This window comes from Paraburkholderia sp. SEWSISQ10-3 4, from assembly GCF_030464785.1.
GTDB classification, from domain to species: domain Bacteria; phylum Pseudomonadota; class Gammaproteobacteria; order Burkholderiales; family Burkholderiaceae; genus Paraburkholderia; species Paraburkholderia aspalathi.
This window is the reverse complement of record NZ_JALPRI010000024.1, coordinates 46,800-62,893: the sequence shown is the minus strand read 5'-3', so window position 1 is coordinate 62,893 and position 16,094 is coordinate 46,800. Positions and strand designations below refer to the sequence as shown.

Genomic DNA, 16,094 nt, shown 5'->3' with positions numbered 1-16,094 from the left:
GCATCGGGTAAAATCGCATTTTACCGACCTTCGAGCGCTTCCCCATGAATCAACCGAAATCCGCCCCGAATTCAACTGATTCGGCCCAAGGTTTGTCGTATCGCGACGCTGGCGTGGACATCGACGCAGGCGACGCCCTTGTCGACGCGATCAAGCCCTTTGCCAAAAAGACGATGCGCGACGGCGTACTGGGTGGCATCGGCGGGTTTGGCGCGCTGTTTGAAGTGCCGAAGAAATATAAGGAACCGGTGCTGGTTTCGGGCACGGACGGTGTCGGCACCAAGCTGCGCCTCGCGTTCCAACTGAACAAACATGACACCGTCGGCCAGGATCTGGTGGCGATGAGCGTGAACGACATTCTGGTTCAGGGCGCTGAGCCGCTGTTCTTCCTCGATTATTTCGCTTGCGGCAAGCTGGACGTCGGTACCGCGGCGACGGTCGTGAAGGGTATCGCGCATGGCTGCGAACTGTCGGGTTGCGCGCTGATCGGCGGCGAGACGGCTGAAATGCCGGGCATGTATCCGGACGGTGAATACGATCTGGCCGGTTTTGCGGTCGGCGCGGTGGAAAAGAGCAAGATTATCGACGGCAGCACGATCGCCCCCGGCGATGTGGTGCTGGGCCTGGCCTCCAGCGGCATCCATTCGAATGGTTTTTCGCTGGTGCGCAAGATCATCGAGCGCGCACAGCCGGATCTGAATGCGGATTTCGACGGCCGCTCGCTGGCCGATGCGCTGATGGCGCCCACGCATATTTATGTGAAGCCTTTGCTGGCCTTGATGCAGCAGATCGCTGTGAAGGGTATGGCGCATATTACCGGCGGTGGTTTGGTCGAGAACATTCCGCGCGTTTTGCGTGAAGGTCTGACGGCTGAGCTGGATCAGCATAGCTGGCCGATGCCGCCGCTGTTCTCGTGGCTGCAGAAGCACGGCGGCGTGGCGGATGCGGAAATGCACCGTGTGTTCAACTGCGGGATCGGCATGGCGGTGGTGGTTGCAGCTGCGGATGCTGACGCTGCGATCGCATCTTTGTCGGCGGCTGGCGAGCAGGTCTGGAAAATCGGCGTGATTCGCGAAAGCGCGCCCGGTGAAGCGCAGACGGTAGTCGTGTAACCAGCCTCAGCTTGACCCAAGGCTGGTTTGCCTGCGCGGCGTACAGAAAGAACGCGCCGCGCGGGTGAAACCTCAAGTTAGCTCTTCAATCAAACTCACGACCTGCCCAGTAGCATTGGGGTCGCAGCAATCAACAACAACCCGCTCTGTCATGCTGCGCAGCCATGTGAGCTGTCGTTTGCACAATTGCCGGGTAGCAAACACCCCCTTGTCTCGCATGGTCGAGTAATCGACCGCTCCGTCGAGATATTCCCAGGCCTGCCGATATCCCACGCAGCGCATGGACGGCATCTCGGGCAATAGATCTCCGCGCTCGCGCAATTTCACCACTTCGTCGATAAAGCCGTCGGCCAGCATGGCGTCGAAGCGCTTTTCGATGCGCGCATGCAGCCAGCTCCGATCGGATGGCTCGAGCGCAATGGGCACAAAGCGCCAAGCCAAAGCGGCGTCATCCGTTTGTGCGGGCGCGGCTAGCAGAGTGGACATTGCTTGCCCTGTCAGCATGAAAACTTCGAGCGCGCGTTGAATTCGCTGCGAATCGTTCGGCGCGAGGCGTGCGGCCGTAACGGGGTCGACAGCGGCAAGCCGCGCATGCATTGCCGGCCAGCCGTCGCGTGCGGCATCGGCGTCGAGTGTCGCGCGAACATCGGCATCGGCGGCGGGCAGGTCGTTTAGCCCTTGAGTGAGCGCCTTGTAGTACAGCATTGTTCCGCCGACCAACAACGGCAGCCGTCCGCGCGCGCTGATCTCGCCGATCAGGCGCAACGCGTCACTGCGAAATTCCGCCGCCGAATATGCGTCCGTCGGATCGACGATGTCGATCAGATGATGCGGCGCCACCGCGCGTTCTTCCGCTGTCGGCTTGGCGGTGCCGATATCCATCTCGCGGTACACCAGCGCCGAATCGACACTGATGATTTCCACCGGCCGCCGTGCGGCCAGCGCCAGCGCGGCAGCGGTTTTGCCGGACGCGGTCGGGCCGAGCAGGCAAGGGATCGGCGTGGGTGTGCGTGAAATGCTTGAGGTCATGGGCAAGACGGCGCGCACCAAATCAACGTAATCAGGCGCACCGTCATTGCCCACGCATGAACAGCCGATCGAGATCGGACAGCGTCAACTGATACCACGTCGGACGCCCGTGGTTGCATTGGTCGGCGCGCTCGGTCGCCTCCATCTGGCGCAGCAGGGCGTTCATTTCGTCGAGCGTCAGACGCCGGTTCGCGCGCACCGCGTGATGGCAGGCGAGCGTGCCGAGCAGTTCGTGCTGACGCTCGGTCAATACGTGTGAACCACCGAACGCGTGCAGGTCCGTGAGGACCGCACGGGCCAGCGCCTGCAGATCGGCGTCTTTCAGCAAGGCGGGCACGGCGCGGATCGCGAGCGTAGTTGGCGACAGTACGGCGAGGTCGAAGCCGAGTGCGTCCAGCGTGTCGCGCTCTTCTTCGACTGTGCCGATTTCGATCGGATCGGCCTGCATGGTTTGCGGGATCAGCAGCGGCTGCACGGCAATCGTGCGATCGGCTAGCGCGTTCTTGAACTGCTCGTACAGGATGCGCTCGTGCGCGGCGTGCATATCGACAATTACGAGTCCATGCGCGTTCTGCGCGAGCACGTAGATGCCGTGAATCTGGCCGAGGGCGAAGCCCAGCGGCTGCTCGTCTGGGGCATTGAACGCAGGCGATGCGTATGGCGCTGCGGTGTTGTACAGGGACGGCGCGTCCGTAGCCGAGTCGCGCGCTTCGAAGAGCGTCGCGCCTTCCGCTGTGCCGGTGTTCGTGTCTCTACGGCCGAAAAGGGCGTCGTAGAAGGCCAACGGTTGGGCAACCGGTAGCGTGCCTTGTGTCATGCGCGCCTGACGCATCCAGGTATTGCCCGGCTGCGAGGATCCGCCACCAAAGCCGCCGCCGAAGCCGCCTGCGCCTGCACTGGTGCCAAAGCCACCGCCGCTTCCAACGCCCGCGCCGCCGAGCGGTGTAGCGCCGAACGAAGCCGGACCAGCCGGCGATGCTTCCAGATGCGCCGCGTGCCCACCGGCGGTCGTTTCCGGCGACGCGCCCGCGTGCCGCGCCAACGCACGCTGCACGGCGTGGAATACGAACTGGTGAATCGAGCGTGAATCGCGAAACCGCACTTCGATTTTCGACGGATGCACGTTCACATCGACCGCTTCTGGCGGCAGATCGAGAAACAGCACGTAGGACGGATAGCGGTCGCCGTGCAGCACATCTTCGTAGGCGGCGCGCACGGCGTGCGTGAGCAGCTTGTCGCGCACGAATCGGCCATTGACGAAAAAATACTGCTGATCGGCGCGTCCGCGGCTCGCGGTCGGCAAGCCGGCGCAGCCGTAGACGGCGAGGGGTCCAGCGGATTCGTCGAGCGGCAAATGAGCCGTCGCAAAGGTTTCGCCGAGAATTTTCGCGACCCGCGCGGGCGGTTCGCTGGCGTTCCAGTGTTCGACCGCCTTACCGTTGTGTAGGACCGAAATCGCCACATCCGGCCGCGCCAGCGCAGCGCGGCGAATCTGTTCGAGGCAATGGCCGAGTTCGGTCTGCTCGCTTTTGAGGAATTTGCGGCGCGCGGGCGTGTTGAAGTACAGCTCGCGGACTTCGATCGTGGTGCCCTGGGTGCCCGCGGCGGGGCTGAGCACTCCGGTCTGCGCGTCGACGCGCACGGCGTGCGGTGCGTCGGCCGTGCGGCTCGTGATGGCCATCTGCGCGACGGATGCAATCGACGCCAGCGCCTCACCGCGAAACCCCAGCGTGGCAACCGCTTCCAGTTCGGCGAGCGAGCGGATCTTGCTGGTCGCGTGACGCATCAGCGCGAGCGCGAGCTCGTTTTCGGGGATGCCGCAGCCGTCGTCGGTGATAGAGATGCGTTTGACGCCGCCTTCGTCGAGCAGGATGCGCAGCGTCTGCGCGCCGGCGTCGAGCGCATTTTCCAGCAATTCCTTGACCACCGAGGCCGGCCGCTCGACCACTTCGCCGGCGGCAATCTGGCTGATCAACTGATCGGGCAGGGGCTGGATCGCCCGCAACGGGCGTGGGACGGGCGCTGCGGCGGAAACTGCGGCCGCGTCGGCGATGCCGGCAGGCGTTTCGGAGAATTCTGACATGGCGAAATTATAGCGATTCGGCGCGAACAGGCTGGATGCGGGCCGAAGGTAGGAATCGCCGCGGTCTTGCGGCCGGGGACCACAGAACTGCCGAATCGCTGCACGGCGCCGAAATTGCCCGCGCACGGCAGTTTTTTAATCGCAGCCGGGCACTTTCGGTATCATGACGCGGTCAATTTCCGGCGACGAGCACGCGCTCGCTGCGCATCGCCCGCAAGGCTGCTGACGCGGCCGCTCCCGCCACGCTCACATTCGCTTAATAAAGGACGCTTTTTGGACACGCTGCTACAGTTCGCCAACCTTGTCTTGCACATCGACAAGTTTCTGGGAGTCTTTATTCACGAGTACGGCGCCTGGGTTTACGCGGTGCTGTTTCTGATCGTGTTCTGCGAAACCGGGCTGGTCGTTCTGCCGTTTTTGCCGGGCGATTCGCTGCTGTTCATCGGTGGCGCTTTTTGCGCGACCGGCGAGATGAATCTCGGTTTGCTGATCGTGCTGCTGCTCATCGCTGCGGTCGTCGGCAACACGGTTAATTACATGGTCGGGCGGTCTATCGGGCCTCGGGTGTTCAATTCGCACATCCCTTTCCTTGAACGCTTCCTCGACCGCAGCGCGCTGCAGAAGACTCATAACTTCTACGAAAAACACGGCGGCAAGACCATCGTGCTGGCGCGTTTCATTCCGGTGGTGCGGACTTTCGCGCCATTCGTGGCGGGCGCGTCGGAGATGACGGTTAGCCGGTTCCAGCTTTTCAATATTCTGGGTGCGCTGCTTTGGGTGTTGTTGCTAGTGTTTCTCGGTTACTTCTTTGGCAACATTCCGTTCATCCGTCAGTATTTGAACCTGATCGTGCTGGTGGGTATCGGCGCGGCCGTGGTGCCGGTTGTGCTCGGCGCGGTATGGAAGATGACACGTAAAAACGCCGCGGCCAAGCCGGGTAGCCACTAACGCTTCACCTAGTAAGAAGCTGAACGAACAAACGGCGTCGCGAATCTCGCGACGCCGTTTTCGTTTTGCGCTCTGGCGTCTGATCGGTTGAAGCGCTGAGACAGCGAAGAACGCTTCACCTTAGCGGACGTCGGGCTGGATCTAGAGACCTACTAAACCCCGATCATGCTCAACTGATGATGCGCGGTGCGATCGGTGTTTCCGGTGTCGGATAGCCCGCATCCTTGAAGGTCTGGATGATCGCGCGGTTGGTGTCGAAGTAGACCTGCCAATAATGGTCGGTGTGCGTGTAGGGCCGCACGCACAGCAACGGTCCCTCCGGCGTGAAGCTCAACACTTCGATATCCGGTGCAGGACTCTCGGCCACGTTGGGGATCTGCGTAACGGCTGCCTTCAACCGGACCATCGCATCCGTAGGATCGACGCCGTTCGCAATCTTCGCGGTCAGCTCGACGCGCCGCACCGGCAATGCGCTGTAGTTCGAGATTGTGTCCGAAAAGATCTTGTTGTTGCCCACAATGGTTACCACATTGTCGGGCGTTACGATGGTCGTGCCGAATAGCCCCAGTTCCGAGACCGTGCCCGTGACGCCACCCGCCATCACGAAATCCCCCACCTTGAACGGCCGCAGCACCTGCATGAAGATGCCTGCCGCGAAGTGGGCGAGCAAGCCGCCCCACGCCGTGCCGATTGCAAGGCCGAGTCCGGCGAGCAACGCGGCGAACGAAGTAGTCTGGACGCCGAACACCTGCAGGATTGCAAGGATCAGCAGCAGGTTCAGCAGTGCGCCGAGAATCGAACCGAGGTAATGAGCGAGTGTTGGATCGACGCGGCCGTTTTTCGACAACAGTTTGCGAAGCAAGCCGGTGATGAGGCCAATGACCCACCGGCCGACGATCCACAAGACAATTGCGCCGAGTACTTTGGTGCCGAGGTCGATGCCTCGGGTCATGATGAATACGCGCACGGTTTCGAGATCCAAGATGTTCCTCGCTGGTTGAGTTGCCTTCGACTGATTGAACGGCGGTAGTGCAATACAGCGGCAAATGCCCGGCGACGGGCGCACACGGTAAATCTCGGTCTTCGAAAGTTATACGCGACGGCGCGCGCAACCGCAAGGTCCGTTCCTGTTGATGATGCGGATTGCGTAATAGAAGAAAACGACCCGCGTGAGATTACATCGGTAGATGAGATTCGGAATACGGGGACGTGCGAATGACCAGCGTGTTGTGGTTGGTTTTGGCGGCGCGCGCGCGACGTGTCACGTAGCGCGACGCCAATGCGGTAATCGCTGCAAGCGCATACGCGCCGGCGCGTTCGAAGAACGCGGTCGGCGTGCTGAATCTGCCGTAGCGGCTCTGCGCATCGGCGAACACGAGAAAGGTCAGCGCGGCATCGAGAAGCAAGGCGGCGGAAACCAGCACGACGAAAACGTGCGCGCCATTGAGCGCAGCGCTGGGTACGAGCCGGTTACACAGATGACATGCGCTCAGCACGATAGCGAGCAAAACGAGGTTTGAGACGAGGTCGAACAGAAAATTGGTCATGTTGACGGAATGAAAGCGCAGAGGTCTGTGGCGTTGCCAAAGCGTTTGCTCACGCAGCGTTGCAGCGTGATTCGCAGAATCGGCGGCGATCATTGCACGTCTTTATGTCTCAATAAATATCAATGTTCGGAGTCCGTTGTATCTGTTCAGGATCGAAGAGGCGTGATGTAAGAGAGGTCTTGTGGTTGCGTGAGGTTTTGTGATTGACGCTGTGAGAATGCTTCGCGCGCGTGTAAAGGGTGCGGCGATATCGTTTCGATTTCACCGATTTCACCGATTTCGCTCGTCACTCAAACGGCGTTTTCGCGACGTCATTCGGTCGGGGTGATGCGAGCGGATACGAGGTGAACGGTGACGGCGTGATTCGCCTGGACCTCGCGCGGATTCGAGCCGCAAAAAGAAAAGGGCTTGCGACGCTGACGCGTGCAAGCCCTTGAATCTTTTGGTAGGCCGTACGGGATTCGAACCTGTGACCAACGGATTAAAAGTCCGCTGCTCTACCAGCTGAGCTAACGACCCAAAAGAGAAGCGAGATTATAGCGATGACACCCGCAGGTTGTCAACCCATGGTGGTGGGTCGAGTTTTCCGCACTTCAGATAGTGAAAAGCCCAAGGTATCGCTACCCTGGGCTTTCCAGCGAGAGGCGCGCGTGACTATTGATTTGAAGACTGCGTGGCCACTGCGCGTTACATCAACTGCCAAACCTTGTACGGCTGACTACTTGATCTGCGACAGCTTGCTCTGAGCCGACTGCGCGACGTCCGTGCCGCTGTATTGCGCAACGATCTGCTCCAGCGTCTTCTTGGCCGCAGCCTTCTGACCTTGCTCGAGCTGATTGTTCGCAATCGCGAGCAACGCTTCCGGCGCACGCGGATGCTGCGGATACTTGGCCACCACACCTTGCCAGGTCGCCGTCGAGCCCTTGTAGTCACGCAGCGCGTACAGCGCGTTGCCGAGCCAGTACTGCGCGGTCGGCTGGTAGGGGCTGTTCGGAAACTTGGCGATGAAGCTGCGGAACGACGCCGCCGCATTCTTGAAGTCGCCGTTGCGGAACTGCTGTGAAGCCGCGTTGAACGAATCGGTTTCACCCGGCTGCACCTCACCCTGGACGCCGTCCACCGTCTGTTGCTGCGGCTCGAATTTCTTCAGGCGCGTGTCCAGGTCGGTGTAGTAGTCCTTCTGCTGCTTTTGCAGCGTGGTGAGTTGGTTGCCCATATCTTCGTTCTGCCCACGCAACGTCGCGACCTGCTGATTCAGCTGATCGAGGCGGTTGGACTGATCGAGGATCGTGCGTTGTGCGGCCGACAGCTGGCTCGACAGGCTATCGGTCTTCGAGCGCAGATCGAGAATGGCCTGACGGGCCTGATCGTCGTCGAAGATGCCCGCATGCGCGGGCACAGCCGCGAAGGCCGTGCCCGCGACGCAGGCCGCTGCGGCAAACCGCAGCCAGGAGAAACGATGCGTCATTCGGCTCATCACCTGTTACTTACTGTTGGTACACGAGGTCGGCGCGGCGGTTTTGTGCCCACGACGATTCGTCATGACCGGTAGCTTGCGGCTTTTCCTTGCCGAGGCTCACGGCTTCCATTTGCGAGTCCGTCACGCCCATCAGCGACAGCGAACGGCGAACCGCTTCTGCACGCTTCTGGCCGAGTGCCAGGTTGTATTCGCTGGTGCCGCGTTCGTCGGTATTGCCCTGGATCAGGACGTGACGTTGCGGATGGCTCTTCAGGTATTGCGCGTGTTGTTGCAGCAGCGATTGATAGTCGTCCTTGACCGAGTAGCTGTCGAAGTCGAAGTAGATGCTGCGCTTGGCGAGTGGGCTGTTCGGATCGTTCAGCGGATCGACGTTGACCTGAGCGACATCGGTCGGATTCGGTTGCGTCGAAACTGCGCCACCCTTGTTAGCGTTTTCGTCGAGCTTGACGCCCGAGTGACATGCGGCCAGCGCACCGACCATCAATACGGCAAATGCGAAACGAAGTTTTGACATCATTTTGTTACTCTCCTTGTGTTGTTGCATGAACGTTACTGCATAAACGGGCCCCAGGATGGCTCGCGTACGCTGCCACCCTGAACGGACAGGACCTGCCGAGTGCGACCGTCGGTCGATACTGCGGCCAACACGCCACGGCCGTTCACCTCTGTGGCGTAAAGAATGTACTGACCGTTCGCCGCGAAGCTCGGCGATTCGTCGTGTGTGGTGTCCGTCAGGCCCGTCGCGGTGTTGCCTTGCAGGTCCTGGATATACAGCTTGAAGCCGCCGCCGACGCGCGAGATATAGGCGAGTTGCTTGCCGTCCGGGCTCACGCGCGGGCTGGTGTTGTAGCTGCCCGTGAAGGTCACGCGTTGCGCGGCGCCGGCGTTTTCTCCTTGGGCCGACATCTTGTAGATCTGCGGTTGACCGCCGCGGTCGCTGGTGAAATAGATCGACTGGCCGTCAGGAGAGAAGCACGGTTCGGTGTCGATCGAACTGCCTTGCGTCAGGCGCCGCAGGCCGCTGCCGTCTGCATTGACGGCGAAAATCTGTGTGTTGCCGGTGCGTGAGAGCGCGACGGCCAGCGTGCGGCCATCTGGCGACCATGCCGGCGCACTGTTGTTACCCTTCTGGTCCGATACGACCACGCGCCGGCCCGTAGGCAGGTCGTGGATGTAGACGATCGGCTTCTTCTTTTCGAACGAAACGTAAGCGACCTTGGTGCCGTCAGGCGACCATGCCGGCGAGATGATCGGCTCGGGGCTCGACAGCGCGATGTGCGCGTCCTGGCCGTCCGAATCGGAGATCTGCAACTGATAACGGCCACCGGTCTTGATGACGTACGAGAGGCGCGTGGCGAACACGCCGCGGCCGCCCATCAGCTTCGCGTAGATATAGTCCGCGACTTTGTGCGCGCTCATGCGCAAGCCGCTTTCCGGGCTCACCAGCACGAGGCCACCCAGGCTTTCGCCCTTGACGGTGTCGTACAGCTTGAAGCGCACTTCGTACTGGCCGTTCGGCAAGCGGTTCACGCTGCCTGACACGAACGCGTTGGCGCCCTTGGCCTTCCAGCTGCCGAGGTCGACGGAATCGGTTTCTGCGACGGGCGTGCTGCCCGCGTCGATATTCGTGAATTTGCCGCTGCGTTGCAGATCCTGACGCACGATCGTACTGACCTGCTGCGGCGAGTTCGCTTCATTGGCGAAATTCGCCGTTGCGATTGGAAACTGGGTGGACCCGACGCCTGTCACGAGGACGTTGAGTTGTGCGTGGGCGGCGCCGCCGACGGCGATCAAACACGATGCTACAAGTGTCCGCAGGCCTAGCTTGGTCATCAAACTCATGCTGAATGGTTTCCCCAAAAACGGTTTTACTAACACTTCATGACAGCAGAGAGACCCGAAAACAACTAATTCGTTCCCGGGCGCGCCGCGCTGGGCGGGGCGCGGCGTCTGCTGTCAACTGACTGTCAAACTGTTGCAATCAACCTGCTGGGCGCAACGTAATCTTGAAGCTGGTCGGCGTCTTCCCGTCGATGTCCTGAGGCATCGGATTGGAACGCTGGACGGCCCGCAGTGCCGCATCGTCCCACGCCGAGTTACCGCTGCTGTGCGCGATCTGCGCGTCCAGCAGCGTGCCTGTCGGCGAGCAGCGCACGGAGATGACTGTCTCCAGACCTTCCGTTTCGCCACCCCACGAGATGTTCGGACGCACCACACGGCGCACCTTGTCCGCGTAACCCGGCGATGTCGCCGTGCCACCCGAGCCGCTACCCGTGCCGCTCTTCGCAAGTCCATTGCCGGTCGAGCCAGGAGCGCCCGCCGAACCTTGCATCTGGGCCAGCCGCGCACGACGTTCCGCGTCCAGCTTCTTGGCTTGTGCCGCTGCATCGGCCTGAGCCTTGGCCTTCGCCGCTTTCTGCGCATCAGCCTTCTTCTGCGCCTCAGCGTCGGCCTGTTTCTGCTGTTCCTGTTGCTGCTTTTGCTGATCGGCCAATTGCTGTTGTTTCAGCTTGTCGGCCTGCTGCTGTTGCTGTTGTTGCAACTGTTTCTGCTTGGCAGCCGCTGCTTTTTGCGCAGCCTGATCGGCCGCCAGTTGCTGCTGGCGCTTCGCCTCGGCCTCCTGCTGGGCCTGCAGTTTCTGCTGACGCAGTTGCTCGGCCAGTTGCGCTTGACGGGCCGCTTCCTGCTGCTGGCGTTTCTTTTCCTGCAGCGCGATGTCGGCCTGTTCGTCCGGCAGCGGCGGGGCAGGGGCAACCGGCACAGGCGGCGGTGGGGGCGGGCGCGGAATAGCCGAATCCGGCACCTCGGTCCACAGTTCTGCTTCCGCGCCTTCAGGCGTGCTGTTCTGCCATTGAATGCCGTGATACAGGAAGAACCCGAGCAGCGCGTGCATAACCAGAGCGAACACAAAGGCTCGCCAGGTGCCGCGTTCACGCGGCGGCTGAAGCGGGTATTCGGAATTCTTGCGGATCATTGTGATTTGACGAGCAATCCAACGCGCTTGACACCCTGAGCCTTCAACTCGGACATCACGTTCATCACGACTTCGTACTTCACGGTCTTGTCGGCGGCGATCACGACAGGTTGGTCAGGGTGCGATTGCGCACGGTCGGCGATAAAGCCGTGCAGATCGGCCTTGGTCATGTCTTCCTGCTGCTGCGCGCCCGCGTCGTCCTTGTATTTGACGCTCATATTGCCGTCTGCGCGAATATTGACGATCACCGGTGGGGTCTGCTGCTGAGGCGCGGAGCCGCCGACGGTCGGCAGATTGACGATCGACGGGGCGACGAGCGGCGCGGTCACCATGAAGATCACGAGTAGCACGAGCATCACGTCGATGTACGGCACGACATTGATGTCGGCCATCGCGCGGCGCTGACGGGAGCCGCGCATGCTGGAGGAAGAGCCTGCCATCGTGGACTCCTTACTGTGCCTGACGCTGCAAAATGTTCGAGAACTCTTCGATGAAGGTCTCGAAGCGGATCGCCAGACGGTCGATGTCGTGTGCGTAGCGGTTGTAGGCGACCACGGCCGGAATCGCCGCGAACAGGCCGATTGCGGTAGCGGTCAGCGCTTCGGCAATGCCTGGAGCTACGTTCGCAAGCGTAGCCTGCTGCACGTTGGCGAGGCCGCGGAACGCATTCATGATCCCCCACACCGTGCCGAACAGACCGATATACGGGCTGACCGAGCCGACCGACGCGAGAAATGCCAGATTTGCCTCGAGCACGTCCATTTCACGCTGGAACGCGGCGCGCATGGCGCGGCGTGCGCCATCGAGAATCGCGCCTGAATCGTTCAGCCGCTTTTCCTTGCCCTTCAGGAATTCGCGCATGCCGGATTCGAAAATCCGTTCCAGTGCGCCGATCGTGTGGCGGTTGTTCGCGGCGCTCTGATAGAGCGCCTGCAGGTCGCCGCCCGACCAGAAATCGCGTTCGAAGCGCTCAGTTTGCGCGCGCGCCCGGCGGATCGCAAACCACTTGCGGAAGATGAAAGTCCACGACAACAGCGACAGCAGAAGCAGCAGCGCCATGACGGCCTGCGCCAGCAGGCTCGCATTGAGTACGAGAGAAACGATCGACAGATCTTGTGTAGTGTTCATAAAGGTTCGTTTTAACGTCCCGGAAGGGGGCGTCCGGCTGCAAGGTCACTCGAAGCTTGCCGTGAGCAAAACGGAAGCATCGGCGATATTGCAAGCCGAACCATGCTTTGTGTTGCTTGATCGATACGAGTTCACTGGCCCCGTAACAACGGGGTTCAGTCGTTGTCCGTTGACATGCCACCGTCGTTCACGCCCGGCCCGCGCCGCAAAGCCGCGAGAACCGGCGGAGGAATCGCGACCGGCCGCAGCGCAATGCGCTCGACGCAGCCGACCCGGATGGAACCGGTAGCAAGCAGCGTGCCGTCCCGCCACGCTTCCTGCGCAAAATCGACCGACGCGCGGCCAAGACGTTCGATTCTGCTCACCACTTTGACGACATCGTCGAGCCGGGCCGGTGCCCGATAGTCGACTGCGGTGCTGCGCACGATGAAGATTGCGCCCGATTCGCCGGCGAGACGGTTCTGGTCGACGCCGCACGCGCGTAGCCATTCGGTGCGCGCACGTTCGAAAAACTTCAGATAATTCGCGTAAAACACGATGCCGCCGGCGTCGGTATCTTCGTAGTACACGCGGATTGGCCACGTGAAGCCGATTTCCGTGCCGGGCTGGCTGGTCGACATATTCATGCGGCGCATTTTACCGGAACGCACACCCCGAGGTCTGTTTCAAGATGTGCGCCCCGTCTGGCGGGCCTCAGCCGGGATTTCAGCCGCGATGAACGGACAAAGCGGAGAAGGATTGGGCCACCGGCATCAGCTCGATCGTGTTGATGTTGACGTGAGCGGGACGCGTGGCGATCCAGTAGATCGAGTCGGCGATATCCTCGGGTGTCAGCGGTTGTACGTTCTCGTACATCTTGGCCGCTTTTTCGTCGTTGCCGCGGAAACGCACGTTCGAGAACTCGGTGCCGCCGCACAGGCCCGGCTCGATGTCCGTCACGCGCAGTGCCGTGCCGGCCAGATCGGCCCGCAGATTCAGGCTGAACTGGCGCACGAACGCCTTGGTTGCGCCGTACACGTTGCCGCCCGCGTAAGGCCAACTGCCGGCCGCCGAGCCCAGATTGAAAATGTGCCCGCGGTTGCGCTCCACCATGCCGGGCAGGAGCGCATGCGTGACCTGCACGAGGCCTGTGCAGTTGGTCTCGATCATGGTGTTCCACTCGTCCAGACTCGCTCTTTGCGCCGGTTCGATGCCGAGCGCGAGGCCGGCGTTATTGACGAGCACGTCGAGTGCGGCGAAATCGGCGGGCAGCGAGGCCGGCACGGCCTCGACGGCGGCGCGGTCGCGCACGTCGAGTTCATACGGCAAAAGGGCATCGCCGAGTTCGTCGGCGAGTGCCTGCAGGCGGTCCTTGCGGCGCGCGGTGGCGACGACACGATGGCCGCCCTTGACAAAAGCACGAGCGATAGCGGCGCCAAATCCTGCGGACGCTCCGGTGACGAACACGATCATTGCAGTTCCCTGGTTGGTAGGAGAGAAAGGCCCCAAGCCTACTTCCAATGCGGCGCTGCGGCAAGGATGAACCAGTCGCACGAGTGGCTGCGGCAGTGACGCGGAGCGGCTTCCGGGCGTGCTTTCATCAGACGTTTGTGCGCCGCTCGCAGCGGCGCCAGGACCGGCTTCGCGAGCATCCGCGGGCCCGGCAGGAAGCCGGTTGCCTATTCGATCCTCTTCCAATAAACTAACGCGCTCATCCCTGCGTGACTGGCGATAGAACCGATTCGAGCAATCGGGTTCAAGGTGGAGCAACCCACCGTGAAGCGCAGGGAGCCGTTTTGCCGTTCGCCTGGGCAGCCGTGATCCGCGCGCATTGATCTGCGCTGACGGTGGCTGTCCTGCCTCGCGTGTGCGGCGACTCTCCATCCGCCACGTCAGGGCTGGCCCAGCCGCCAGCAGCGCTGCGTACCCCCTACGCAAGATTCGGCGCACGATCCGGTCAACCTGCACACACTCAACGGAATCCGTATGTTTGATAGAGCCCAAAGCACCATCGCCAACGTCGATCCTGAACTCTGGAAGGTCATCGAGCAGGAAAACCGCCGTCAGGAAGAGCACATCGAACTGATCGCGTCGGAAAACTACACGAGCCCGGCCGTGATGGCTGCGCAAGGCTCGCAACTCACCAACAAGTACGCCGAAGGGTATCCGGGCAAGCGCTACTACGGCGGTTGCGAGTTCGTGGACATCGCCGAGCAACTGGCGATCGACCGCGTTAAGCAACTGTTCGGCGCCGACGCCGCCAACGTGCAGCCGAACTCCGGTTCGCAGGCGAACCAGGGCGTGTTCTTCGCCATGCTCAAGCCGGGTGACACGATCATGGGCATGAGCCTCGCGCACGGCGGTCACCTCACGCATGGTTCGCCGGTCAACATGTCGGGCAAGTGGTTCAACGTGGTGAGCTATGGCCTCAACGAAGCCGAAGACATCGACTACGACGCTGCTGAGAAACTGGCTCAGGAACACAAGCCGAAGCTGATCGTGGCCGGCGCGTCGGCGTTTTCGCTGCGCATCGACTTTGAACGGATGTCGAAGATCGCCAAGTCGGTCGGCGCGTATTTCATGGTCGACATGGCTCACTATGCCGGCCTCGTCGCCGCTGGTGTCTACCCGAACCCGGTGCCGCACGCTGATTTCGTCACCACCACCACGCACAAGAGCCTGCGCGGCCCGCGCGGCGGCGTGATCCTGATGAAGGCCGAGTTCGAAAAGCAGATCAATTCGGCAATTTTCCCGGGCATTCAAGGTGGTCCGCTGATGCACGTGATCGCCGGTAAGGCCGTCGCGTTCAAGGAAGCGCTGTCGCCGGAGTTCAAGGCGTATCAGCAACAGGTCGTCGAGAACGCGCGCGTGCTGGCGGAAACGCTGGTCAAGCGCGGGCTGCGCATCGTCTCCGGTCGCACTGAAAGCCATGTGATGCTGGTCGACCTGCGCGCGAAGAAAATCACCGGCAAAGCAGCGGAAGCGGCGCTCGGCGCGGCACACATCACGGTCAACAAGAACGCGATTCCGAACGACCCGGAAAAGCCGTTCGTTACGAGCGGTGTGCGTCTCGGCTCGCCGGCTATGACCACGCGTGGCTTTGGCGTGAAGGAAGCGGAGCAGGTAGGTAACCTGATCGCCGACGTGCTGGACAACCCGGAAGACGCAGCCACGATCGAACGTGTGCGCGCGCAAGTCGCCGAGCTGACCCAGCGCTTCCCGGTTTACCGCTAAGCCGCCATGCACTGCCCCTTCTGCCGTCACGCCGATACGCAAGTTGTGGATTCCCGCGTATCCGAAGACGGCGCGACGATTCGCCGGCGCCGCCGCTGCCCGGCCTGCGACAAACGTTTCACGACGTATGAGCGGGTTGAGCTGGCGTTGCCGTCGGTCGTCAAGAAGGACGGCAGCCGCACGGAATTCGATCGCCGCAAGATCGTCGCAAGCATGCAACTGGCGCTGCGTAAGCGGCCAGTGGCAGCGGACGCGATCGATGCGGCAGTCGCCCGCATCGAGTATCAACTGCTCGGCAGCGGCGAGCGCGAGGTGCGCAGCGAGCGCCTCGGCGAACTCGTGATGAACGAGTTGCGTGCGCTCGACACGATTGCCTATGTTCGTTTCGCCTCTGTCTACCGGCGCTTCGAAGACGTCTCCGAATTCGAGGACGTGATCGAGGAATTTCGCCGCGCCTCCTCTCCTCCCAAGCCGTCCCGCAAGCGCTGATTTCTGTCGCGCCTGAAGTTGCGCGCCAGGTTCTGTTTTCCGCTGCGTAGGTTTGCGCATCTGCATCTCCGCTCCCGTTATGGTTCGTCAC

The 16,094-nt window shown here is 61.6% G+C and carries 16 protein-coding genes, 1 tRNA gene and 1 riboswitch; of the genes, 4 read left to right on the top strand and 13 right to left on the bottom strand.

Annotation, left to right across the window (positions count from 1 at the left end; all coding sequences use genetic code 11):
- The first annotated feature begins 44 nt into the window (after positions 1-44).
- Entirely contained in the window at positions 45-1,112 is a 1,068-nt protein-coding gene (gene purM, locus M0D68_RS30790; RefSeq protein ID WP_200651163.1) for a phosphoribosylformylglycinamidine cyclo-ligase, read from the top strand.
- Positions 1,113-1,184: 72 nt separating this feature from the next.
- Here the strand turns inward: purM and miaA are convergent, their stop codons facing one another.
- Together miaA and mutL are read right to left on the bottom strand one after the other, a co-directional pair.
- Positions 1,185-2,141 carry a tRNA (adenosine(37)-N6)-dimethylallyltransferase MiaA gene (miaA, locus tag M0D68_RS30785; protein ID WP_200651162.1) on the bottom strand — a complete coding sequence of 319 codons (957 nt, stop codon included), beginning with the start codon at positions 2,139-2,141 and terminating at the stop codon, positions 1,185-1,187.
- A 43-nt stretch (positions 2,142-2,184) separates the two neighbouring features.
- Positions 2,185-4,224 carry a DNA mismatch repair endonuclease MutL gene (mutL, locus tag M0D68_RS30780; protein WP_200651161.1) on the bottom strand — a complete coding sequence of 680 codons (2,040 nt, stop codon included), beginning with the start codon at positions 4,222-4,224 and terminating at the stop codon, positions 2,185-2,187.
- A gap of 273 nt (positions 4,225-4,497) precedes the next feature.
- On the opposite strand from mutL, the gene M0D68_RS30775 reads away from it, so the two are divergent.
- Positions 4,498-5,172, top strand: coding sequence for a DedA family protein (locus M0D68_RS30775; protein WP_093644667.1), 675 nt, complete (start codon positions 4,498-4,500; stop codon positions 5,170-5,172).
- A gap of 169 nt (positions 5,173-5,341) precedes the next feature.
- Here the strand turns inward: M0D68_RS30775 and M0D68_RS30770 are convergent, their stop codons facing one another.
- The 11 genes from M0D68_RS30770 to ydfG all read right to left on the bottom strand — a co-directional run bounded on the left by M0D68_RS30770 (position 5,342) and on the right by ydfG (position 13,753).
- Positions 5,342-6,154: a mechanosensitive ion channel family protein gene (locus M0D68_RS30770; RefSeq protein ID WP_093644669.1), complete on the bottom strand. Its 813-nt coding sequence runs from the start codon at positions 6,152-6,154 to the stop codon at positions 5,342-5,344.
- A gap of 193 nt (positions 6,155-6,347) precedes the next feature.
- Entirely contained in the window at positions 6,348-6,719 is a 372-nt protein-coding gene (locus M0D68_RS30765; RefSeq protein WP_200651192.1) for a hypothetical protein, read from the bottom strand.
- Positions 6,720-7,162: 443 nt separating this feature from the next.
- A tRNA-Lys gene (locus M0D68_RS30760) sits at positions 7,163-7,238 on the bottom strand.
- Between the two features lie 199 nt (positions 7,239-7,437).
- Entirely contained in the window at positions 7,438-8,187 is a 750-nt protein-coding gene (gene ybgF / locus M0D68_RS30755) for a tol-pal system protein YbgF (protein WP_093644671.1), read from the bottom strand.
- A 19-nt stretch (positions 8,188-8,206) separates the two neighbouring features.
- Positions 8,207-8,716 (bottom strand): peptidoglycan-associated lipoprotein Pal, encoded by a 510-nt coding sequence (gene pal / locus M0D68_RS30750; protein ID WP_035552920.1) that lies wholly within the window; start codon positions 8,714-8,716, stop codon positions 8,207-8,209.
- 32 nt (positions 8,717-8,748) lie between these two features.
- Positions 8,749-10,041 carry a Tol-Pal system beta propeller repeat protein TolB gene (tolB, locus tag M0D68_RS30745; RefSeq protein ID WP_093644673.1) on the bottom strand — a complete coding sequence of 431 codons (1,293 nt, stop codon included), beginning with the start codon at positions 10,039-10,041 and terminating at the stop codon, positions 8,749-8,751.
- Positions 10,042-10,180: 139 nt separating this feature from the next.
- Positions 10,181-11,173 carry a cell envelope integrity protein TolA gene (gene tolA, locus M0D68_RS30740; RefSeq protein WP_093644675.1) on the bottom strand — a complete coding sequence of 331 codons (993 nt, stop codon included), beginning with the start codon at positions 11,171-11,173 and terminating at the stop codon, positions 10,181-10,183.
- Positions 11,170-11,613, bottom strand: coding sequence for a protein TolR (gene tolR / locus M0D68_RS30735; RefSeq protein WP_093644677.1), 444 nt, complete (start codon positions 11,611-11,613; stop codon positions 11,170-11,172). Before tolR ends, tolA begins: the two co-directional genes overlap by 4 nt.
- A 10-nt stretch (positions 11,614-11,623) precedes the next feature.
- Positions 11,624-12,301: a protein TolQ gene (gene tolQ, locus M0D68_RS30730; protein ID WP_012431821.1), complete on the bottom strand. Its 678-nt coding sequence runs from the start codon at positions 12,299-12,301 to the stop codon at positions 11,624-11,626.
- Positions 12,302-12,456: 155 nt separating this feature from the next.
- Positions 12,457-12,936, bottom strand: coding sequence for a tol-pal system-associated acyl-CoA thioesterase (ybgC, locus tag M0D68_RS30725; RefSeq protein ID WP_093644679.1), 480 nt, complete (start codon positions 12,934-12,936; stop codon positions 12,457-12,459).
- A gap of 70 nt (positions 12,937-13,006) precedes the next feature.
- The gene (gene ydfG / locus M0D68_RS30720) at positions 13,007-13,753 is read right to left on the bottom strand and encodes a bifunctional NADP-dependent 3-hydroxy acid dehydrogenase/3-hydroxypropionate dehydrogenase YdfG (RefSeq protein WP_093644681.1); all 747 of its coding nucleotides are present in this window, start codon (positions 13,751-13,753) and stop codon (positions 13,007-13,009) included.
- A gap of 238 nt (positions 13,754-13,991) precedes the next feature.
- Positions 13,992-14,100: riboswitch (ZMP/ZTP riboswitch) on the top strand.
- 166 nt (positions 14,101-14,266) lie between these two features.
- On the opposite strand from ydfG, the gene glyA reads away from it, so the two are divergent.
- Together glyA and nrdR are read left to right on the top strand one after the other, a co-directional pair.
- A complete protein-coding gene (glyA, locus tag M0D68_RS30715; protein WP_200619326.1) occupies positions 14,267-15,514 on the top strand; it encodes a serine hydroxymethyltransferase in 1,248 nt (415 codons plus the stop codon).
- 6 nt (positions 15,515-15,520) lie between these two features.
- Complete coding sequence (gene nrdR, locus M0D68_RS30710; RefSeq protein WP_027799387.1) at positions 15,521-16,003, top strand: transcriptional regulator NrdR; 483 nt, start codon at positions 15,521-15,523, stop codon at positions 16,001-16,003.
- Positions 16,004-16,094: the final 91 nt, after the last annotated feature.